The organism is Cellulophaga omnivescoria (assembly GCF_001999725.1).
Classification (GTDB): domain Bacteria; phylum Bacteroidota; class Bacteroidia; order Flavobacteriales; family Flavobacteriaceae; genus Cellulophaga; species Cellulophaga omnivescoria.
This window is the reverse complement of the sequence record NZ_MDDP01000014.1, coordinates 25,660-48,896: the sequence shown is the minus strand read 5'-3', so window position 1 is coordinate 48,896 and position 23,237 is coordinate 25,660. Positions and strand designations below refer to the sequence as shown.

15 protein-coding genes are annotated in these 23,237 nt (G+C 32.9%); 14 read left to right on the top strand and 1 reads right to left on the bottom strand.

All coding sequences use genetic code 11. From position 1 onward, the window contains the following. The first annotated feature begins 132 nt into the window (after nt 1–132). The 11 genes from BFJ87_RS08660 (at nt 133) to BFJ87_RS08610 (ending at nt 19,212) form a co-directional block, all read left to right on the top strand. Nucleotides 133–1,473: a glycoside hydrolase family protein gene (locus tag BFJ87_RS08660; RefSeq protein WP_139344225.1), complete on the top strand. Its 1,341-nt coding sequence runs from the start codon at nt 133–135 to the stop codon at nt 1,471–1,473. A 103-nt stretch (nt 1,474–1,576) separates the two neighbouring features. Continuing rightward, entirely contained in the window at nt 1,577–3,001 is a 1,425-nt protein-coding gene (locus BFJ87_RS08655) for a sulfatase (RefSeq protein ID WP_245799611.1), read from the top strand. Between the two features lies 1 nt (nt 3,002). Then, nucleotides 3,003–4,427, top strand: a complete 1,425-nt coding sequence (locus BFJ87_RS08650; RefSeq protein ID WP_077402863.1) for an arylsulfatase — start codon at nt 3,003–3,005, stop codon at nt 4,425–4,427. 4 nt (nt 4,428–4,431) lie between these two features. Continuing rightward, complete coding sequence (locus tag BFJ87_RS08645; RefSeq protein ID WP_245799610.1) at nt 4,432–5,970, top strand: sulfatase family protein; 1,539 nt, start codon at nt 4,432–4,434, stop codon at nt 5,968–5,970. A gap of 12 nt (nt 5,971–5,982) precedes the next feature. Then, nucleotides 5,983–8,328, top strand: coding sequence for a glycoside hydrolase family 2 protein (locus tag BFJ87_RS08640; protein WP_077402861.1), 2,346 nt, complete (start codon nt 5,983–5,985; stop codon nt 8,326–8,328). Between the two features lie 343 nt (nt 8,329–8,671). Continuing rightward, on the top strand, nt 8,672–10,576 hold the full coding sequence (locus BFJ87_RS08635) for an alpha-1,3-galactosidase-related protein (RefSeq protein ID WP_077402858.1): 1,905 nt from the start codon (nt 8,672–8,674) through the stop codon (nt 10,574–10,576). Nucleotides 10,577–10,659: 83 nt separating this feature from the next. Then, entirely contained in the window at nt 10,660–13,773 is a 3,114-nt protein-coding gene (locus BFJ87_RS08630; RefSeq protein ID WP_077402855.1) for a SusC/RagA family TonB-linked outer membrane protein, read from the top strand. 10 nt (nt 13,774–13,783) lie between these two features. Further along, nucleotides 13,784–15,532: a RagB/SusD family nutrient uptake outer membrane protein gene (locus BFJ87_RS08625; RefSeq protein ID WP_077402852.1), complete on the top strand. Its 1,749-nt coding sequence runs from the start codon at nt 13,784–13,786 to the stop codon at nt 15,530–15,532. Between the two features lie 18 nt (nt 15,533–15,550). Then, complete coding sequence (locus tag BFJ87_RS08620; RefSeq protein ID WP_077402849.1) at nt 15,551–16,033, top strand: hypothetical protein; 483 nt, start codon at nt 15,551–15,553, stop codon at nt 16,031–16,033. A 93-nt stretch (nt 16,034–16,126) separates the two neighbouring features. Continuing rightward, a complete protein-coding gene (locus BFJ87_RS08615; protein ID WP_077402846.1) occupies nt 16,127–17,692 on the top strand; it encodes a sulfatase family protein in 1,566 nt (521 codons plus the stop codon). A 29-nt stretch (nt 17,693–17,721) separates the two neighbouring features. Beyond that, nucleotides 17,722–19,212 (top strand): arylsulfatase, encoded by a 1,491-nt coding sequence (locus BFJ87_RS08610; protein WP_077402844.1) that lies wholly within the window; start codon nt 17,722–17,724, stop codon nt 19,210–19,212. Nucleotides 19,213–19,284: 72 nt separating this feature from the next. Here BFJ87_RS08610 and BFJ87_RS08605 read toward each other — a convergent pair whose 3' ends face one another. After that, nucleotides 19,285–20,298 carry a LacI family DNA-binding transcriptional regulator gene (locus tag BFJ87_RS08605; protein WP_077402841.1) on the bottom strand — a complete coding sequence of 338 codons (1,014 nt, stop codon included), beginning with the start codon at nt 20,296–20,298 and terminating at the stop codon, nt 19,285–19,287. A 148-nt stretch (nt 20,299–20,446) separates the two neighbouring features. Here BFJ87_RS08605 and BFJ87_RS08600 point away from each other — a divergent pair, with 148 nt between their 5' ends. The 3 genes from BFJ87_RS08600 to BFJ87_RS08590 all read left to right on the top strand — a co-directional run bounded on the left by BFJ87_RS08600 (nt 20,447) and on the right by BFJ87_RS08590 (nt 23,068). After that, nucleotides 20,447–21,469: a sugar kinase gene (locus tag BFJ87_RS08600; RefSeq protein ID WP_077402838.1), complete on the top strand. Its 1,023-nt coding sequence runs from the start codon at nt 20,447–20,449 to the stop codon at nt 21,467–21,469. A gap of 33 nt (nt 21,470–21,502) precedes the next feature. Continuing rightward, on the top strand, nt 21,503–22,174 hold the full coding sequence (locus BFJ87_RS08595) for a bifunctional 4-hydroxy-2-oxoglutarate aldolase/2-dehydro-3-deoxy-phosphogluconate aldolase (RefSeq protein ID WP_077402835.1): 672 nt from the start codon (nt 21,503–21,505) through the stop codon (nt 22,172–22,174). Between the two features lie 312 nt (nt 22,175–22,486). Continuing rightward, complete coding sequence (locus tag BFJ87_RS08590; protein ID WP_077402832.1) at nt 22,487–23,068, top strand: GIY-YIG nuclease family protein; 582 nt, start codon at nt 22,487–22,489, stop codon at nt 23,066–23,068. The last annotated feature ends 169 nt before the right edge of the window (nt 23,069–23,237 follow it).

Below are 23,237 nucleotides of genomic sequence, written 5' to 3'. Positions count from 1 at the left end.
AGTTAATTATAGTTTAGTTAAACTATGTAGGTTATAAAATTACGATAAAATACAGTTTTTTTACTTGTGAGTACAATCTTACTAAATATTCAGTTTAGATTTGAGCAGTAATTAAACAACCTTAATTTTACTATGATGAAAAACAATAACAATGCAAACAAAAAATTAAATTTTAATGGTTTAAAAACAAACTACTTTATTTTAGGGCTTTTAGCAATAGCTCTAATTTCTTGCTCTAATGATGAAAAAGATACTTTTACAGACGAGTTAAGTATTTTAGAAGAGAACAGTACAGAGGTAAAAGTTTTAATGCTTAATGAGACTGATTTTTACACACCACCTAATAATTATGCTGTTACTAAAAACTTGGTACAGGATTATGGTGTTGATAAAATTTTTGCCACAGATGATAGTAAAAAACTACAAGAAGCAATAAATGATGTGTCCTCTAAAGGAGGAGGCAAATTACTTATACCTAAGGGAGAGTATACAGTATCGGAAATAAAACTAAAGTCTAACGTACATATAGTTGTAAATAGCGAAGCTGTTTTTAGACCGTCTACAAGGCCTGATAACAAAAATTATGCAATGTTTACGTTTGGCAAAGAATCTGCGGTTGTTAAAAATGTAAGCATATCAAGTTCTAACGGAGAAAAGTTTACTGTAGACCTAACCAAGGCTAATAACAGTAACGTAGCTGTATTTAACTTAAATAATATATCTAATTTTTTAATTTCAGATTTTAGGGTTAAAGATGCGCTTACAAAGTTTTCTGCGGTTACAATGGGTATTACCGAGTTTAACAATAAGTATATGTGGCCAACAAACGGTGTAGTAAAAAATGCAGTTACTTTAAACTCAGATTATGGGTATGGTTTGGTGCAAGTACAAGCTGCTAAAAATGTATTGTATAAAAATTTAAAAGGTACGGGTGGTGTAACGCTTCGTTTTGAAACTGGTTGGACATTTATGAACGACTTACAAATTGGTGGAGTACATGATATGTACGGTGAAAACATTTCATGTACAAATGGTAATGCAGCTGTAATGGTGTCTCCTCATGCTATGCATAATGGTAAAGTTTATGTAAATGGCATAACAGCAAACAGTTGTGGTTTTGCTGTACGTATAGAGGGAGGCTTTGTTTCTAAAAAATACAGTGCACCAGGTTTGGTAGATGGCACTTTTAGTAAAGTTACAATTAACAATGTTAATGCAACTTATGGTAATAAAGATGCTCAATTAAAACCAAAACATTACAAATTTATGCCGTGTGATTTAAGAGATTTAATAGATGAAAATCCAATTACAGCAGGAGGCGAGTCATACTGGGGGCCATCAATAAGTGCGGTACTAAATACACCAAATTACAAAGTTGTTTTAAATAAAAAGACTGTTTCTGGAACAGGATTTAAAAATGGTTTTATTGTACAAACAGAAGAAGATGCCGTGAGTGATACAGACTGTAACTAAATAACAATGTGCATTATAATTTACGGAAAAATACATTTTGTAAACCACCAGATACATTTACTGTACACATATTAAAGATATTTACATTAAACATTTTTAAATTTTGAAAAGAGCATACATTTACAAAAACTCATTACTTGCTGTAATGGGTTTTGTATTTGTTTTTACAGCATGTAAAAACAAACCAAAACAGACAGAAAATATAGTTGTTAAGCAACCAGAAATAACATCTAAAAAACCAAACATTGTATTGTTGTTTGTAGACGATTACGGTTGGTCTGATATTGGGTATAGAAATCAAACTTTTACTACACCTAACTTAGATAAATTTAAAAAAGAAAGTTTAGACTTTACAAGGGCATATATACCAACACCTACTTGCAGTCCAAGTAGGTTGTCTTTGCTTACCGGTAAAGAAGCCATTAGGCTTGGTATGCCTAGGCATATTTCATTAAATAAAGATAATCCAGAAGCAGAATATAACTTATGGCCTACAGACCCTGTACAAATGCCTTCTAGAAATTATTTGCCATTAAAAGAAATAACGTATGCAGAGTGTTTAAAAGAATTTGGGTATTATAACATGTTTATTGGTAAATGGCATTTAGGTCACCCAGGACGTTACCCAAAAGATCAAGGTTTTGATGCAGAATATGGTACAACCAATGCAGGACACCCCAAAAGCTATTACTACCCATTTTTTAAGGCAGAAGATGATCCAAGAGGGTTTTTAAAATCAGGAGTTAAAAAAGGAGATTATTTAACGGATGTGCTAACAGATGGTGCGGTTAACTTTATAAAAGAGTATGATAAAGACCAGCCTTTTATGCTATCTTTTTGGTATTATTCTGTTCACGGACCATCTATAGGTCGTAAAGACTTGCTAAAAAAATACCAAGATGCTGGCCTAAAAGGAAAATATGCGCACCACGCTGCAATGGTAGAGGCTATGGATGAGTCTGTTGGCCGTGTACGCAAAGCATTAGAAGATAAAGGAATTGCAAATAATACAGTAATTATAGTATTATCAGACCAAGGTGGCGCGTATACAAATGCACCTTTAAGTGGTGGTAAAAAAGGTGGTAATACGTTAGGTGAAGGTGGTGCACGTGTACCATTACTTATAAATTATCCTGGAGTAACCAAAGCCAACACAGAGACAAATGTACCAGTACAATCTATAGATATTTATCCTACTTTAATAGAAATAGCCTCTGGTAAAAAATGCGAAGACACTCAAATTAACGGTGTTAGTTTATTACCGGTTTTAAAAGGTGAAACTTTAGAAAAAAGAAATTTATACTTTTTTAGAAGTTATGAAGATCAATATGCTGCTGTAATGGCAGGCGATTATAAATTGATTAAATATCACAGTGGTACCTACCAATTATTTAATGTAGCTAAAGATATAAGCGAGCAAGATGATTTAATGGGTAAAGGTCTTCAAATAGAAGAAGAGCTTAAAAATGACCTTGCAAATTGGGAAAAGGAAGCTGTTCCTGTTTATGCAAATTTAAATATTAAGTGATATGAAAAATTGTATTTTATCAATATTACTGCTTGCATTTTGTATCTCTTGCAATACTAAAAATAAAAAAGATATTGCCTTAGTTGCTTCTAGTGAGCAAAAGGAAAAACCTCAAACTAAAAAGCCAAATATTATTTTTTTATTGGCAGATGATATGGGCTATGGAGAGCTGGGTTCATACGGACAAAAAGTAATTAAAACCCCGTTTTTAGATAGTTTGGCTTCTGTAGGTATGCGTTTTACAGAATTTTATGCGGGTACATCTGTATGTTCGCCTTCTAGAGCTGTATTAATGACAGGCTTACACACAGGCCACGTTAGTATTAGAGGTAATAAAGGAGAGTACCCTAACAAATATGATAGGGTTCCTTTAAAAAAATCAGAAAAAACTATTGGAGAAATGCTACAGCAATCTGGCTACCAAACAGCTATGATTGGTAAATGGCATTTGGGTGTACCAGAAGATGTATCTACCTGGGCAAAAGGCAGAGGGTTTACCTATGCTGTACAAGAACAATGGGGAGAAGATGCCAATGGTAATGAAATAGATGAGCGTGTACATTGGGTAAATAATAACCAAGATTCTATTTTTTACAACTATAATAATTACAGTTGTTTAGATGAGTTTAGAACCAATTTTGCACTAGAGTATTTAGATAAAAAGGATGCTAGTAAGCCGTTTTTCTTATACATGTCTTATAGAACGCCACACGCACACGAGTTCTTTTTAAGTAAAAATGATTTGTACAGTGATAAAATACAAGAGTGGCCAGAGATAGAGCGCAGACACGCAGCTCGCATTACAATGTTGGACACACAAATAAAGCGCTTATTTATTAAACTTAAAGAAAGCGGTGAGTTAGAAAATACGTTAATTGTATTTTCTAGTGATAACGGACCAACCAATGAAAACCATCATGATTATACTTTTTTTAATAGCTCTGGCAATTTACACGGTTACAAAAGAGATTTGTATGAAGGAGGCGTAAGAGTGCCAATGATAGCCTACTGGAAAGGAAAAATAAAAGGAGGAGTAACCACTAATCATCCCAGTACTTTTTATGATGTTATGCCAACATTTGCAGAAGTAGCAGATGCAAAAGTACCTAATAAAACAGACGGTATTTCTTTTTTACCAGAACTTTTAGGCAACAAACAACCTAAACATGATTTTTTATATTGGGAAATTCAGGAAGGTAAATCTGTAAAAGGATTTAAGCAGGCTACACGTTTTGGTCACTGGAAAGCAGTACGTTATAAAGATAATTACCAAACAGAATTGTACAATTTAGAAACAGATTTGTATGAGAAAGAAGATGTATCTACCAAGCATCCAGAAATAGTAGCCAAAGCAAATAAAATTTTAAAGGAGCAGAGTGTGCCAATAGCGCATTATCCATTTTCTGGAGGCGTATTTAAAAATTAAGATTATGATTAAAGTAAAAGAAATTTTATGGTGTATGGCCTTGGCTTTAATGCTAATGGCTTGTGGAGGTAAAACCGATAAAAAAGCAACTGCTGTAAAAACACCTACAGAAACTAAAAAGCCAAATATTATTTGGATTATGGCAGAAGATATGAGCACAGATTTAGCGTGCTATGGTATGCCAGATGTTAAAACTCCGTTTTTAGATAAAATGGCAAAAGAAGGTGTGCTTTTTACCAATGCCTTTGTTACAAACCCTATATGTTCTCCTAGTAGATCTGCTATGATGGTGGGTACACATCAACTAAAAACAAATACACACAATCACCGTAGTAATAGAGAAGTTCCTTTAAATGCACAGTTTACACCTTTTACTAAGTTGTTAAGAGATGCTGGCTATACAACCATTTTAGGTAATCATGCTGTTTTAAATAAAGGAAGAAAAATAGATGTAAATTTTAAGCATGAAGCTATTGGTGAGTGGGATGGAAAAACTCAATTTGGTTTGTTTGATAAATATGATACTATTAAAAAAACTGATGAACCATTTTTTGCTCAAATACAATTACAAGTAACACACAGAGGAGATTGGTGGGACCAAATAAGAGAAGAATCTAAACACCCAGTAAATCCAGAAACACTTACATTGCCTCCATATATGGCAGATCATCCTGCGGTAAGACTAGATTGGGCTAAATATTTAGACCAAATAGAGTATATGGATAATGAGGTGGGTATGTTGTTTAAAGAATTAGAGGATAAAGGTTTGGCAGACAATACTATTGTTATTTTTATTGGTGATAATGGGCGTTGCAATATTCGTGGTAAAGGGTATTTGCAAGATCCAGGTTTGCGTATTCCTTTGTTAGTGCATTACCCAGCTAAATTTAAAGGAAACCAAGTTAGAGAAGATGTTGTTAGCGCAACAGATATTACAGCTAGTATTGTAGATTTTGCAGGTATAGATGTGCCAAGTTATATGACAGGGAAACCTATTTTTAGTGAAAATTTTAATAGAGAATACAATTATGGTGCAAGAGATTTGTGGGATGAAATAGAGGAGAAATCTAGGTCTGTAACCACAACAGAATGGTCTTATATACGTAATGATATGCCAGAGGTTCCTTATGATGCTCACCAAGCATATTTAGAATTTTACAGACCAGCTGTACATGTTATGCGTACCCTTTATAAAGAGGGGAAATTAAACAAAAATCAGGCTCCGTTTTTTGCTCCTACAAAACCAAAAGAAGAGCTGTACAATTTAAAAGAAGATCCTTACGAATTGGTAAATTTAGCAGAAAACCCTAAGTACAAAGACGTATTGCAAAAGCTACGCAATAAAACAGCTCTTTTAGATGAAGAAATGAAACCAGTTAGTGACATCTACAATCCTGTTATTACTAATGGACCAGAACTAATAGAGTGGGTTAAAAAGGAAAAACCAGAAGAGTATAAAAAAATGCTTTCTGGTGTAGAAATAGGACATAGTAAATTAAATAAAGAGTATAAGCAGGCATTAAAAAAAGAAACTAATAAATAAGAAATACCAAAAATGAATTACCTGAAAACTAAAACAGCTTATACTTTTTTTATTTTAGTATTAAGTTTAACAATACAGTCTTATGCTCAAGATAAACCCACTACAATTAACATTAATAAAAATTGGAAATTTAAAATAGTAGACGAGTCTAAAGTTGCTACTAAAGAATTATTTACAGCAGATTTTAACGATAAAGATTGGCAAAATGTACAATTACCGCATACTGCAAACATAGAACCGTTGGTAGTTAACAACCAATGGCAAGGCATTTGTTGGTACAGAAAATTAGTAAACATTTCTAAAGCAGATGCTTCAAAAAAAGTATTTTTTGAGCTAGAGGCCGCTATGAATTTTTCAAAAATTTGGGTGAATGGAAAATTAGTTTCTGAGCATCATGGCGGTTATTTACCTATAGCATTAGATTTATCAAACTATATAAAAGCAGGTGAAAATACTATTGCTATTAGACTCGATAATACCGATAATGAAATTACAGGTCCAAAACCATTAAAAAGGTTAGACTTTAATATGTATGGTGGTTTGTATAGAAACGCTAAACTATTGGTTAAAGAAAACGTATATATTTCTGATGCTGTATTAGCAAATAAAGTAGCTGGTGGAGGTATTTTTATAACATATCCTAAGGTAAACAAAGAGCTATCTACAATTAAAATAAAAACAAATATTGCTAATGATAGCAAAAAGGAGCAGAATGTAACCATTGTACAAAACATTATCAATAATGGTAAGGTTATAAAAACGTACACCTCACCAATTCTAAAAATAGAAGCTACCAAAAATGTAGATAATATTGCAGAATTAAGTTTAAACAACCCTAATTTATGGTCGCCAAATACTCCTAATTTATATGTGTTAGAAACCAAAGTTGTACTAAACGGTAAAGATGTAGATGTACAAAAAACAAAGTTTGGTATTCGTGAGTTTAAGTTTACAGACAACCAGTTGTTTATAAACGGAGAAAAAACATTTTTACGTGGTGTAAACAGGCATCAAGAGTATCCGTTTATTGGTTATGCGTTATCTGATAATGCACAGTATCGTGATGCTAAAAAAATAAAGGAAGCAGGTTTTAATTATATAAGATTGTCACACTACCCACAATCACCAGCTTTTATGGATGCTTGTGATGAGCTTGGGTTAGTAGTTATTGATGCAATAATGGGCTGGCAATATTATAATGACACAGATGCTTTTAGAGAATATTGCTACCGTTCTGCATCAGAATTAATACGTAGAGATAGGAATAGACCTTCTGTTTTAGCATGGGAAGTATCGTTAAACGAAACTAAAATGCCTATCTTTTTTATGGAGGAATTACACAAAATAGTACATACAGAATATCCTGGAGACAATGTATATTCTTGTGGTTGGATGGATGATGTGTATGATATTTATTTACAAGCTCGCCAACACAGAATTTTACATCCGCATGAGTTAAAAAACAAACCATACTCTGTTTCAGAATACGGAGATTGGGAATATTACTCTAACAATGCAGGCTTAAATCAGCATAAATTACCAAAAGATATTAGACTAGAAAAAAGTAGTAGACAATTAAGAGCAGACGGAGAGGTTAGGTTGTTGCAACAAGCATATAATGTGCAAGAATCTCATAATGACAATTTAAATACTCCTGCATATTCAGATAGTTATTGGGTTATGTATGATTATAACCGCGGTTACCATGATAACATTGAAGCATCAGGAATAATGGATATTTTTAGATTGCCAAAATTTGCGTATTACTTTTATCAAAGTCAACAAAGTGCGGAGCAAAATAAGATACTAAAAATTGCAACTTATTGGAACCAAGATTCTCCTACAGACGTAACAATTTTTTCTAATGTAGATGAGGTAAAGTTATATGTAAACAATAAATTAATTGCAACTCAAAAACCAGACGTAAATAATATTTCTACTAATTTAAAACACCCACCTTTTACGTTTAAGTTAAATTCGTTTACACCCGGTAAGCTTGTAGCTAAAGGGTTTATTAACGGTAAACAAGTGGCCGAAGATGTAGTGAAAACTCCAGAGTCGGCTACTAAACTAAAGGTTTGGGTAGATGAAAGCGGAAAACCTGCTACCGCAAATGTAAACGATGTATTGTTTGTTTACATAGCTGCAGTAGATAAAAACGGTACTATAGATCCTAATTTTAAAGGAGAAATTGCCGTTAATTTGGGTAATGGCTTAGAGTTAGTAAATGTTGGTGCTGTTATTGCCGAAGCAGGTATTGCTACAGCAGTAGTAAGAGTTGGTAATGTACCTGGAACCGTACCAATTAAAGTAACCTCTGATAGTTTGCAAACCACTTACAATTTTAAGATAAAATAGACTGTTTGGGGAACAATCTGTTAACAAAAGACAGTTTCTATGGGCTTTAAAACCTAATAGAGGCTGTTTTTTTTTGTAGAAGTTTAAAGTTATTAAGGTTCTACTTATTTATAGTTGTTTTTTAAAGCCGTTTTCTGTTTTAAATAAACAAATTTTTAATCTTTTAACGTGTTTTATAGAACTTAAATATTATTAATGTATAATAATTTTAGAGTGTAAACAATTGTTTTTTAGGTGTTTATGTGTTGTTTTACGGTAAGATACATTTCTTTTACGCGTGTAGACAATACTATTGTATAGAATTATCAATTTTATAAAACATTTAACAAATTAATAGTAAATAATGAACAAGCATTCTAAAAATAATACAAGTCTTAGGTTAGCGCTACTTTTTATCTTAGTTACTTTTGTAACTAGTTTTAATTATGGGCAAGTAGGAGCATTAGACAAAGTACTATTTAAATTAGATATAGCTAAAGATGCAACACCAAATGTTTTAGCAAGAATTTTAAAGGCCGATAAATTACCAATATCAGAAATTAGTTTTGAAAAAGGTACATATCATTTTTATCCGGACCTAGGTTTAGAAAAATATGTACATATATCTAACCATAATGATGTAATTATAAAAACTGCTTTTCCTATCCAAAATTTTAAAAATTTAACAATAGATGGGCAAGGATCTACTTTTATTTTTCACGGAAGAATGATACCTTTTTTAATAGATAATTCTACAAATATTACAGTTAAAAATGTAACGGTAGACTGGGCAGTGCCCTTCCATAGTGAAGCTACTATAGTTGCTAATAATAAGGAAGAGCATACTTTTGATATTAAAATATCTGATGAGTATCCTTATGAAATTAGAAATCAGCAATTAATTTTTGTTAAAGAATATTATGAACATGATTTTGGACAAGCAATTTTGTTTGACCCAAAACGCAAAGCAATTTCTTTTAATACAGAAGCGTATACTTCTTTGGCATTGTATAAAAAGGTAAGTGTAAGTAGAAATTTAGATAAAATAAACTATAAATATCCTACAGATAAGTTAGATCCAGATAAAAGAATTATTAGTCGTGAGTCTAATTTAATTTTTAAAGAAATAAAACCGGGTATTGTACGCATTTACAACCATAGAAAGAAACTGCCAGAGGTTGGTAAAATTATAGTTAGTAAAGGAGAACAACAGCATAATAGATTAGCACCAGCATTTAGAGTGTCTAACGTTATCGGTTTTTTTGCTACTAATGTAAATGTACACCACGCTGGTGGTATGGGGTTAATTGCAGAAAACTCAGAAAACTTAATTTTAGATGGTTTTAATGTAACAGCTTCTAACGGGCGTATGGTATCTACAAGTGCAGATGCTACACATTTTGTAGGTTGTAGAGGTAAAGTGGTATTAAAAAATTCTACTTTTTCTAATCAGTTAGATGATGCTACAAATGTACACGGTACGTACCAAATTGTACAGGATATTAAAGATGAATATACTTTGGGTATTAGAATGGGACATTTTCAGCAGCAAGGTTTTGTAATAGGTAGAGCTAATGATAAAATAGGTTTTTTACGTTTAAGTAATTCTTTTTTCCCTTATGCAGAAAATTCTATAAAGAGTATTCAAAAAATAAATAGTAGGTATCAAATTATCACTTTTAATAAAAAATTACCAGAAAATCTTAACGTAGGAGATTTAATAGAAAATTTAGATGCGTATCCAGAGTTAACAGTAGAAAACTGTACAATAAAAAATAACAGAGCACGTGGTTTATTAATATCTACACCTAAAAAAACAGTTATAAAAAATAACTTTTTTAGTACAGAAATGGAAGCTGTTTTAATTCCTGTAGAAAGCGGACATTGGTATGAGTCTGGCAGTGCTAGTGATTTGTTAATTACAGGAAACACTTTTCAAGATTGCCAACACAGTGGTTTTAATAGAGGAGTAATTAGGTTTGATACAGATGATGATAACGCTAATATTGCTTTTAAAAATGTAACCATAGAAAACAATACTTTTAACCAGTTTGATAATTTAATACTTCAGGTTAAAAATACAGATGGGTTGTTGTTTACAAAAAACATAATTACCAATTCCGGTACTTTTCCTCAGTTGCACACAAATAATCCTGCAATACGTATAAGTCATTCAAAAAACATTCAGTTTAAAAAAAATATTTACAAGGGTAAAGCATCTAAAATATTAGAAACAGATGCATCTGTAGGTAAATTAACATTTAAATAAGTAGTAACTAAAACAAAAAAAATATGAAGTAAAAATGCATTGATAATAAAACTAACAAAACTAAAAAACTAAACTTAAAGGAAATGAAAAACAAAACAAAAACAATAAAACCAAGTAAGGCTTTTGGTTTAAAAATACTACCAACGGTATTGTTGTTGTTCTTCACATTTACAGCAATTGCACAAAATATTGAGGTAAAAGGAACAATTACAAGTTCTGATGATGGCTTACCAATTGCAGGAGTATCTGTAGTAGAAAAAGGAACTACTAATGGTGTAGCAGCAGATTTTGATGGTAATTATGTTATAAATACTAAAATAGGAGCCATTTTAGAATTTAGTTTTATAGGTATGGAGCCAAAATCTATAAAGGTAACCAGCAGTAAATTAAACGTTGTTTTAGACACAGATTTAGAAACTTTAGATGAAGTAGTTGTTATTGGCTACGGTACTGTTAAAAAGAAAGAACTTACTGGTGCTGTAGCACAAATAAAATCAGAAGCGGTAGAACAATTTATAACACCAGATTTAGCTTCTGCTTTACAAGGCCAAGTAGCAGGTGTTAATATTACTGCAAACTCTGGGGAACCAGGAGAACAGTCTAGCATACAAATTAGAGGTATAACATCTTTATCTGGTAGTAATACACCATTATTTGTAGTAGATGGTATACCACAACAAGGAGACCCTAGGTTAAGTGCTAATGAAATAGAAACTATAGATGTACTTAAAGATGCCGCTTCTGCCGCTGTTTACGGTACACGTGGTGCTGCAGGTGTAATATTAATTACAACTAAAAAAGGTAAAGAAGGTGCAATGCGTGTAGAGTTTAATCACTCTTACGGAATACAAGATTTAGGTAAAAACATACCGTTACTTAACACTAAAGAACAGGTGTATTTTGAAACTCAAATAAAAAGATACTATCCGCAAGCTTTTGATCCGGGACCAAACAGACCAGAATGGTTAAATAATGATAACGATTTAAGAGATATTGTATTAATAAATAATACAGAAAGTAAAACATACAATTTAAATATCTCTGGCGGTACAGATAAGTTTACGTACAACGTAGTAGGTGGTTATTTTGATGCCGATGGTGTTTTGGTAGGATCTTCTTTTAAAAGGTACAATGGTAGAGCAAATACTACATACAATACAAAAAACTGGAAAATAGATACAAGTATTGGTTACATTTTAGAGGACCGTAACAGAGCAACAAATAGTTTGTTAACCAATGCAATACGTTACAAACCCTATTTTCCTATAATAGATAGGGACTCTGATGTATTTTTTACAGAATCTGGACAAGGTGGTGTAGAAACACCGTTAAATACACTTGCACAAAACCTTAAAAGAAAGGATAACCAAAAAACAGATAAAATAAATGTAAGCTTAAGTGTAAACAGAAGAATTACAGACGAATTAGATTTTACTACTAGAATTGGTGCCAATATAAATAACTCTGTAAGAAACATTTTTAGACCTAGGTTTGAACTTTTTGATGTTACTACAGAGACTTCAGAAGTAGACCCATTAAAAAGTGGTGTATCTGCAGAATCATCTAGATTAAGCGTTTTTAGTTGGGATGGTAGTTTAAACTATAAAAAATCTTTTGGAGATCATACCGTAACTGCACTTGCAAGTACTTCTTTTGATGAAAGAAATTTTCAATCTTTTTTAGCATCAAGAAACGGTGTTATTTCTAATGAAGTAGAAGTTATAAATAACGCTGGGCAAGATCCATTAGCAGAATCTGGTATTAATTATGTTAGAAAAAACATAGGTTTAATAGGAAGGGTACAATACAATTACAAGGGCAAATACTTATTATCTGGTTTAATAAGACGAGATGGGTCTAGTAAGTTTGGAGAAAATTACCGTTGGGGTAACTTTCCTTCTATTTCTGGTGCTTGGAACGTTTCTAGTGAAAATTTTTGGAAATCTTTAAAGGCAACAGTTAACAATTTTAAAATAAGAGCCAGTCACGGTACCGTTGGTAATGATAGTTTTAACGATTACCAATTTGCATCTGTAATAGCAGGTGAAAGAGACTATATTTTTGATCCTAATGATGCGGTTGTAAACTTAGGTTCTGCTGTAGTTGCTTACTCTAATCCTCAAGTAAAGTGGGAAACATCAATATCAGACAATATTGGTATAGATTTAGGTTTCTTTAAAAATAAATTTACCTTATCTGCAGATTATTACGTTACAAAAAAGGAAGATATGTTGTTTCCTGTTAGGTTACCTGGTTCTACAGGTGTAGTATCTGGTCAACCACAAAATGTAATTTTAAATATTGGTAATATGACCAATAAAGGTTTAGAAATAGGAGCACAGTACAATGAGAAGATAGGAAAAAGTAAAATTACTATTGGCGCTACATTTACTAAAAACTCTAATGAAATTACACATATTGTAGATGGTGTAGATATTATTTACAATTCTAATTCACAAGTATTACTATCTCCAGTAACCGTTTTTAAGGTGGGTAGAGAAGCTGCCTCTTTTTGGCTGCACCAAACACAAGGAACTATTAAAACCGAAGAGCAATTATTGGCCTACCAAGAATTAGACGCTAATGCTAGACTGGGAGATTTAATTTACACAGACCAAAAAACTGTAGATACAGATAATGATGGTATTGCAGATGCTGGTGATGGCAAAATTACAGATGATGACAGAGTGTACTCTGGTAGTGGATTACCAGATTTTGAAGCTGGTTTAAATTTAACTTGGGCTTATAAAAACTTTGATTTTTCAATGAACTGGTATGCTTCTGTAGGTGCAGAAATTATTAACGGTACCAAAGCAGATGCTTTTACAAGAGGGCGTCATAGAGATTTGTATAATATGTGGACACCAGACAACCCTACGTCTAATATTCCTTTTTATATAGATCGTAATGGTAGGCACCCAAATTATGATGGTGATACAGATTTATGGGTAGAAAACGGAGATTATTTAAGACTAAAACAAGTTTCTTTAGGCTATAGCTTAGATAAAGATATGCTAATGAAAAATGGAATTTCTAAATTAAGACTTTATTTTTCTGCGCAAAACCCATTAACAATTACTGGTTATGATGGTTATGACCCCGAGGTAGGTGGGGGCAATGTAGCACAAAGAGGACTAGATTTATCTAGGTTTCCTTTAACGTCTTTGTATTCACTTGGTATTAATATAAGCTTCTAAACACAATATTATGAAAAAATATATAATTATAATCGTATTAATTGCGGCAGGACTTTTTCAATCTTGCTCAAATTACCTAGAAGAAACCAACCCTAACTTTTTGTCTTCAGATACTTATTGGAGAACATTAGAGGAATCAGAATCTAACCTAACATCAATATATGGCGGTATGTTAGATCATTATATATTAGATTTAGAAGAAGAGTTTTACCGTACAGATTTGGCACATCCAGGACCAAGAAACAACCCAACAGGAGCATATTTACCTTGGTACCAACACCGTTTAACTTTTGATAATCTTGTAGTGCAAAAACGTTGGGATTCTAAATACCGTATAATTTGGAGAGCTAACCAAGTTATAGAGGGTTTAAATTCTATGACAGATGATTTAAAGTCTAAACAAAGATGGACAGAACAAATGGCACAAGCGCGTTTTTTTAGAGGTTTAATGCATTTTTACCTGCACTCAACTTTTAATGAAGGAAAAATAATAATAAGAGAATCTGTTCCAAAATCTACGGCAGACTACTCTAAGCCTTTATCTACATCTGAAGAAGTAATAGCTTTTTTTACAGAAGATTTAGAATATGCCTACAATAATTTACCATTACAAATGGAGCCTAAATCTAGAGTAGATGCAGGTGCCGCAGCTACTATTTTAGGTACTAGTTATTTGTATAGAGGTGAGTATGACAAAGCCAGTACTTATTTTAATGATATTATTAATAATGTTAGAGGAGATTATGGGTATGAGTTAGAACAAGATGTATCTAAAATGTTTACAACAGCAGGTGAGTTTAACTCAGAGTCTATTTTTGAAATTAACTATGCTAATGACCAACAATTAGAAGATGGCTTTTTTGATGAAGAGTCTTTTGCAAACAGACTGGCTCGTAGATGTGCGCCAACTGCAAAACACGCAGAAGAAAAATTAGCAATAGGTGGACAAGCGCAGTTATTGCCATCTGCTTGGCTAACGTATGAGTATACTACAGAACCTATGGATACCCAAGATCCTAGAAATTATATAGATGGTGATATTACCGGGGAATTAAGAACTATACCATTAAGAGCAGCACAAACTATTGCTGTTGTTAATGATGAAATTTCTGAGTATTACAAATATACAGCACCACAAACTACAACGTTTGGTAACACAAGATTTTCTAATTATAAAAAATATACCAACCATATTGGGCATATAACCGAGTTTGAAACCTCTACATCTCCTTGGAAATCTGGAAGAAATGTAGTTGTTAATCGTCTCTCTGGCGTGTATTTAATGCAAGCCGAATGCTTTTTACAAGCCGGTAATGTAAGTGGAGCCTTAAAACTAATAAACCAAATACGTAGTCGTTGGGGATTGCAATTGTTAGGTATTCCAGATGGTAGCGCACACGATTTTGATGGTGTTACGTATTCATCATCATCTTTAATGGAGCATTTAATGTATAAAGAATATCCACTAGAGCTTTCCTTAGAAGGGTTTTCTACAAGAACTATAGATTTACGTCGTTGGGGAGTTACGTTAGAAAGATTTCAAGATTTAAGCACGCAAGTATTTTCTGTAGCAGATTATACGTATACTAGAACTAATGGAAAAGAGGGTGTGCGTAAGCAAAGCTTGTTACAAAAAGGGAATGGTCCTAAAAAGTTTTCTGAGTATATAGATGCAGCAGCAGCTTGGTCTGCTGGGCAAACGGGTTATTTTGATATTCCTCAAGGAGAAAGGTTAAATAACAATAGAATTGATGATTAATTTTTAAAACATAAATTAATGAAAAATATACAAAAAATAGTAAAAATTACTCTGTTACTAATGTTTTTTTGCTTGGCATTTAGCTGTTCAGAAGAAGATGATTATGAACCACCATACGGAGACTTTTCTAGTTTAACAGTTTGGACCTCTTTTGATCTTGATGAAGATGAACAAGAAAAAAGAGTTATCGGTTTAAATAAGTACGTTGCGTTTAACGACCTCTCTAGGGGCTTAGTTAGCCATCAATGGGAAATAGAAGACGGTATGCACTTTATAAGTGGTAATTTTACCGCTGCAGATACTTTAAATTATGCGCGTTTTATAAAACCCAACGCAGGTAAAATATCTACAGATAATTTAGTTTACGTATTATTTACAGAACTTGGAGAAAAAGATATAAAACTTGTAAATATCTTTAAAGACTCTGTGGCAGAATCTGTTAAAAGTGGTGATGTCTGGAAAGTAGATAAAACCATAACAGTTACAGTTTTAGAAGAGTAAATTACAAGAATTCCGTTTTAGTTTTATAGTAAAGTGGAATTCTTTTTTTTATGCCCCACAAATAAGTTTATTTAAAATTAGAACAATCACTTTATGAAAAAAATACTTAACCTAACAGTACTATTTCTTATACTAGTAAGCTTTAGTTGTAAAGAAAAACCTAAAGAAACCAAAGTCGTTGCAACTGCAGAAAAGGAAAATACTAAGCCCAATATTGTTGTCATTTATTTAGATGATTTAGGATACGGTGATATTAGTTCTTATGGAGCAACAGAATTAAACACCCCAAATATAGACGCCTTAGCCTCTGGAGGCTTAAAGTTTACAAATGGTTATGCAACTTCTGCAACCTGTACACCTAGTAGGTATGCGTTGCTAACAGGTGTGTATCCTTGGCGCAATAAAGATGCTAAAATACTGCCTGGTACAGCACCATTATTAATTAGTACAGAACAACAAACATTACCTAAAATGCTTAAAAGCCAAGGGTACCAAACTGCAATTGTTGGCAAGTGGCATTTAGGTTTGGGAACAGGAAATGTAAATTGGAATGAGCGTGTTTCTCCAGGTCCTAATGAGGTTGGTTTTGATGATGCTTATATACTTGCTGCAACGCAAGACCGCGTACCAACGGTATACATAGACAATGGTAATGTTGTAGGCTTAGATCCTAATGATCCTATAGAGGTAAACTATAAAACTAATTTTGTGGGCGAACCAACTGCTGTAGATAACCCAGAAATGGTAGATATGAAATGGCATCACGGGCATAACAATAGTATTGTAAATGGTATTGGTAGAATTGGGTATATGAAAGGTGGTGAGGCTGCTAAATGGAGTGATGTAGATATGGCAGATCATTTTTTAGCTAAAGCTAAGGACTATGTAAAAACACATAAAAACGCTCCGTTCTTTTTATATTATGCAATGCAACAGCCACACGTACCACGTACTCCGCACCCAAGGTTTGCAGGTAAATCTGGTTTAGGCCCAAGAGGTGATGTTATTTTAGAAGCAGATTGGTGTATTGGCGAGTTTGTAAAAACATTAAAGGAAGAAGGTATTTTAGAGAATACTTTAATAGTTTTCTCTAGTGATAATGGTCCAGTTTTAAACGATGGGTATCATGATGATGCTGTAGAGAAACTAGGAAATCACGATCCTAAAGGAGGCTTAAGAGGTGGTAAGTACAGTTTGTTTGAGGCTGGTACACGTGTTCCTTTTATAACGTATTGGAAAAATCATATTACGCCTGGGGAATCTGACGCTATTGTGTGCCAAGTAGATTTATTAGCTTCTATAGCAAATTTAGTAGGTACACAAGAAAGTTCTACAGATAGTAAAAATATTTTAAAAACATTTTTGGGTGAAGAAAAAACGGGAAGAGATAATTTAATTATAGAGGCAACCTCAAGAACAGCATTACGCAGTGGAGATTGGTTAATGATACCGCCTTACAAAGGCAAAGCATACCAAGAAAAAGTAGATATAGAAACAGGTAGTAGTCCAGATTTTCAGTTGTATAATTTAAAAGAAGATAAGGCACAACAAAATAATCTGGCAAAAGCTAAACCAGAAAAGTTACGGGAAATGATTACTGAGTTTGAGGCTATACGTGGTAAAAACTACAATAATATTCAGCAACTAAAACTTAGATAATTACAATAAACTTATTAAATTTTAATAAAATGAAATTGAATAAATTAAGCTATTCTAGTTTTGTTTTTGTGGCAACATTGCTTTTATTTTTAGCTTGTAAAGAGACCAAAAAGGAAGCCATATCTGCAGTTAATACAAACAAAAAAGAAAAAGTAAAACAAAGACCTAATATAATTTATATTCTTGCAGATGATTTAGGTTATGGTGACTTAAGTAGTTACGGTCAGGTAAATTTTAAAACACCAAACATAGATGCACTTGCTGCAAACGGAATAAAATTTACACAACATTATACAGGTTCTGCGGTTTGCGCACCGTCTAGATCTTCTTTAATGACAGGTCTGCATACTGGGCACACACCAATTAGAGGCAACAGAGAATTAAAGGATCAAGAAGGGCAGGAGCCCATACCAGCTTCTAGTGTTACTATAGCAGAAGTGTTAAAAGAAGCAGGCTATGTAAATGGAGCTTTTGGTAAATGGGGTTTGGGTTATATTGGTTCTACTGGAGATCCAACAAACCAAGGTTTTGATGAATTTTATGGTTACAATTGTCAAAGACAAGCACACCGTTATTACCCAACGCATTTATGGAAAAATGATAAAAAAGTGCTTTTAAAGGGTAATGATTATACCAATACCGTGACCTACGCACCAGATCTTATACAAGATGAAACTTTAAAGTTTATAGAAAAGAATAAGGATACAACTTTTTTTGTTTATGTACCACTGGTCCTTCCACACGCAGAGCTAATGGCACCTAAAGATTCTATTTTTAAAAAGTATGATGGTAAGTTTAAAGAAGTACCGCATACCACTAAAGAACGTTATACATCAGACTACGGACCACATATTAACCCAACAGAATATAGTTCTCAAAACAAACCATATGCAATGTATGCATCTATGGTAGATAGGTTAGATGTGTATGTAGGGCAAATTGTTGCAAAGGTTAAAGAATTAGGCATTGCAGATAATACTATTATAATGTTTGCTAGTGATAATGGTCCACATAAAGAAGGTGGCGCAAACCCTGCATATTTTAATAGTGGAGGCGGATTAAGAGGAGAAAAAAGAGATTTGTATGAGGGTGGTATACGTACACCATTTATAACAGTATGGCCTAACAAAATTAAAGCAGGTACAACCACAAATATGGTATCTGCTTTTTGGGATATTTTACCAACCGTAGCAGATATTACAGAAACTATAATTCCGGCTGAGGTAGATGGTGTTTCTTTAGTGCCAACATTATTAAACCAAGGAGAGCAAAAACAACATAAGTATTTGTATTGGGAATTTAATATACAAAAAGGGAGAAAAGCAGTAAGAAAAGGCGATTGGAAAGGTGTATGGTATAAAATAAATGCAGAAAAGCAAGGTAAGTTTGAGCTGTATAATTTAGCTACAGACCCTAAAGAAGAATACAATGTTGCTTCTACAAACTTAAATATAGTAGCAGAGTTAAAACAAATAATGAAAGATTCTCATACAGAGTCTAAGTTATTTCCGTTTAAGTAAACTTACTATTTTACTACATATAAAAGTCGTGCTACAAAGCACGACTTTTTGTATTTACAGCACTAAGTTTTTTTAGGACGATTCTCTAACAATAAGCTTAGCCTCTAATATCTTTTTATTTAATTGCTGTGTAGTTGTTTTTTGGTCAGCATATTCTAAAAAGGTTTGTGCAGCAATTTTGCCAATTTCAGCACTGTGTTGGTCTATTGTGGTAATAGTTGGTGTAACCATTGTGGTAAAGGGTTCGTTACCAAAACCAACAAGCGCAATAGTTTTAGGTACCGCTATTTTTTCTTCTTTTAAAACTTGCAAAGCACCCAATGCAGCATAATCACTAGCAGCATATACAGCATCTGGTGGGTTTTTAAGCGCTAACAATTTTTTCATTTGTGCTCTACCATCTTCAATAGTAAGGTTGCTTTCACTTACATAATCATCAAACAAAGTAAGCTTGTGTTTTTGCAACGCATCAATATAACCTCTAATTCTGTTATTAAAAATACGTGTGTGTTTAAATCCGCCTATATGAGCAATATTTTTACGACCTTCTTGTACCAAGTGGTTCACAATCATATGGCTACTATCATAATCGTTAATACCAATATAATCTACATTTAGGTTGTTTTCACCTCTATCAAACAAAATAAGTGGTATACCTTTAGACTTAATTTTTTCAAAGTAATTTAAATCTATAGTTTCATTTGCCATAGATGCTATAATGCCATCTACTTGCGTAAAAAGTAAGGTGTCTATATTGTTACATTCTTTAGTGTAAGACTCGTTAGACTGTGTTACAATAACGTTATAGCCTTTACTGTTTAAAACCTCTTCTATATTTTGTAAAACCGATGAAAAATAAGAGCTACTTGTGCTTGGTACCATAACACCCACCAAGTTGCTTTTACCACTACGCAAAGCACTAGCAAGGTTATTTGGTTGGTAATCTAAATCTTTAGCTATTTTTTTTACAGCCTCTTTTGTCTTTTTGCTAATTCTAGAATCGTTACGTAAAGCCTTACTAACAGCAGCCGTAGATATATTTAATTTACCGGCAATATCTTTAAGGGTGGTTTTTTTGTTTGACAATTTTTAATATATTTGCTTAATCGATTAACCAAAAGTATTGAAAATACACTTATAATCAAAGCTATAGTTGTTTACAACGCGGTTTTGATTTTATTTTACCCCAATGCTTAATCGATTAACCAATTGCCAAACTTTTAAAAGTATAAAAATGAGTAAAGTAGTCACCTTTGGAGAAATTATGTTGCGTTTGTCTACGCAAAGACATTTGCGTTTTTCACAAGCAAATAATTTTACAGCTACCTATGGCGGCGGAGAGTTTAATGTAGCTGTATCTATAGCTAACTACGGTTTAGAGGTCGAGTTTGTTACACGCTTACCAGATAATGACTTAGGCCAAACGGCCCTAATGGAAATAAAAAAACGTAATGTACAAGCTAAAAATATTGCTTTTGGTGGTGATAGGTTAGGGGTGTATTTTTTAGAAACCGGTGCAGGTACAAGAGGTAGTAAGGTGGTGTATGATAGGGCTAATAGTGCAATGGCAACTATAACTCCTGGTACTATAAATTGGGAGGAAGTTTTTAAAGACGCTACCGTTTTTCATTGGAGTGGTGTAACGCCAGCAGTATCGCAAACGGCAGCAGATGTGTGTTTAGAGGCTGTAAAAGCTGCTAGTAAAATGGGAGTTTTTATAACATCAGACCTTAATTATAGAGCAAAATTGTGGCAATATGGTAAAGAACCAAAAGATATTATGCCAGAGCTATTATCTTACAGCAATGTAATTTTGGGAGATTTAGACACCGCATTTTTTATGTCGGGATTGGCACAAGAAAATCCAGATTACAATAACAAAGAGTCCTTACCAAGCTTGTATAATAAATTATTTACATTGTATCCTAATTTAGAAAAAGTAGCTACAACATTACGCTACTCTATAAGCGCATCTCACCAGCAAATTGGTGGTATTTTGTATGATAATGGAGAGCTTTATAGCGCCGCAATTAAAGATGTTACGCCTGTTGTAGACAGGGTAGGTAGTGGAGATGCTTTTATGGGAGGTTTAATTTATGGCTTATTAAATAAAGAATATAACGCACAACAAGCAGTAGATTTTGCAGTGGCAGCCTGTTGTTTAAAACATACTGTATCCGGAGATATTAATTTGGTTACTGTAGATGAAGTAGAAAAATTAATGAGTGGCGATGCCTCTGGTAAAGTAGCACGCTAACACTTTAAAATAATAAAAACACAGCATACAATTATGGCACAATATAGCAGAATAGAAGTTTTTAATATAATGAATGAAACCGGTTTGGTACCCTTATTTTACCATTCTGATGTAGATTTAGCAAAAAACATTTTAAAAGCTTGTTACAATGGAGGCGCACGTTTAATGGAATTTACCGCACGCGGCGATTTTGCTTTTGAAGTATTTTCTGAGTTAAACAAATACGCCATAAAAGAATTGCCAGGTATGGTACTAGGTGTAGGCTCTGTAACAGATGCAGCAGCAGCCTCTTTGTATATGCAAATGGGAGCCAATTTTATAGTAACACCTTCTTTTAGAGAAGACATTGCCATAGCGTGTAACAGGCGTAAAGTGATGTGGTCTCCTGGATGTGGTTCTTTAAAAGAAATAAACACTGCAGAAGAGTTGGGCTGTGAGGTAGTAAAACTATTTCCTGGTGCAACCTACGGAGCAGATTTTGTAAAAGCTATAAAAGGCCCACAACCGTGGACAAACGTAATGCCAACAGGTGGTGTAACCACAGAAGAAAATAATTTAGCAGCTTGGTTTAATGCAGGTGTTACTTGCGTTGGTATAGGCTCTAAATTAATAAGTAAAGACATTATAGCTAATAAAGATTATAAAGGTTTAGAAGCTACCGTAAAACAAACTATAGCAGTAATAAAAAAGCTAAAGAAAAAATAAATTATCCCATTTTAGGGCTATACTAAACACAAACCATAAAACCATACTTGTAGTAAAGTATGGTTTTTTTTATCCTTAAAAGTTAAAAGTATTTTACATTTTAAGTTACAATAGCTGCCATTTATAAACTATTTTAATACAATTACACATATCTGTATTTGTACTACAAAAAATGTTTTTATATTGTAAGAAAATTAAGCGATAAAAGTAAAAATGTGCGTTTATTACACCAATATGGGTGAATAAACGCAATGATTTGCGTTTATATGTAGTTAGCTACTATATCAAAAAACGCAAACTGATAAATTAAAAATGGAGGAATTTAAAGTTCTTAATGGGAAAGGTTATGATTGGAAAACATTCATTTATATAATGCAAGACAATGAAGGTTGTAAGTTTGGCATCACTAACAATATTGAGCGTAGACAAAAACAATATAAAAAAGAACGCCCTTCATTAAAGTTAAAATATTGTAAACCATTAGAAAATAGAAATATTGCTAGACTGATAGAATATAATATGAGAATTAAATTCCCTATTATAAGTGGTCGAGAAACAACAAGTGCAACTCTAATTGAACTAATTGATTTTATTGAATCATCTAACACTAATCTAGATGAGGCTATGCTTGAGTTAAATAACATCTCAGAAATAAAAATCAATAAACATAACCCTGTAACACTTCAAACTGACAAATCGTATTCACTTGATGACAAAAGAATAAAGCATCCAAACGCTTATATGAAATGGACAAAAGATGATGACAACAAACTGGAGTCTCTTTTTTGTCAAGGAAAATCTATTAAAGAATTATGTGAAATTTTTGAACGTAATAATGGAGCTATAAGGTCAAGGATAAAAAAACTAGAACTAAAAGAAAAATACAGTAGCTAACAATGTATAAAAAACATAGGGCATTTGTGCTAAGCCGAAAAGTCTGTGTTTATTCGCAAAGTCGCCAAATATAAAATTTGGCGTTTACTAAAAATGATAAAAGCAAAATATTTATATTTGGCTTAGTACAAACTCGGAACGTATTGCTTATCATCGCCCTACGTTTCTT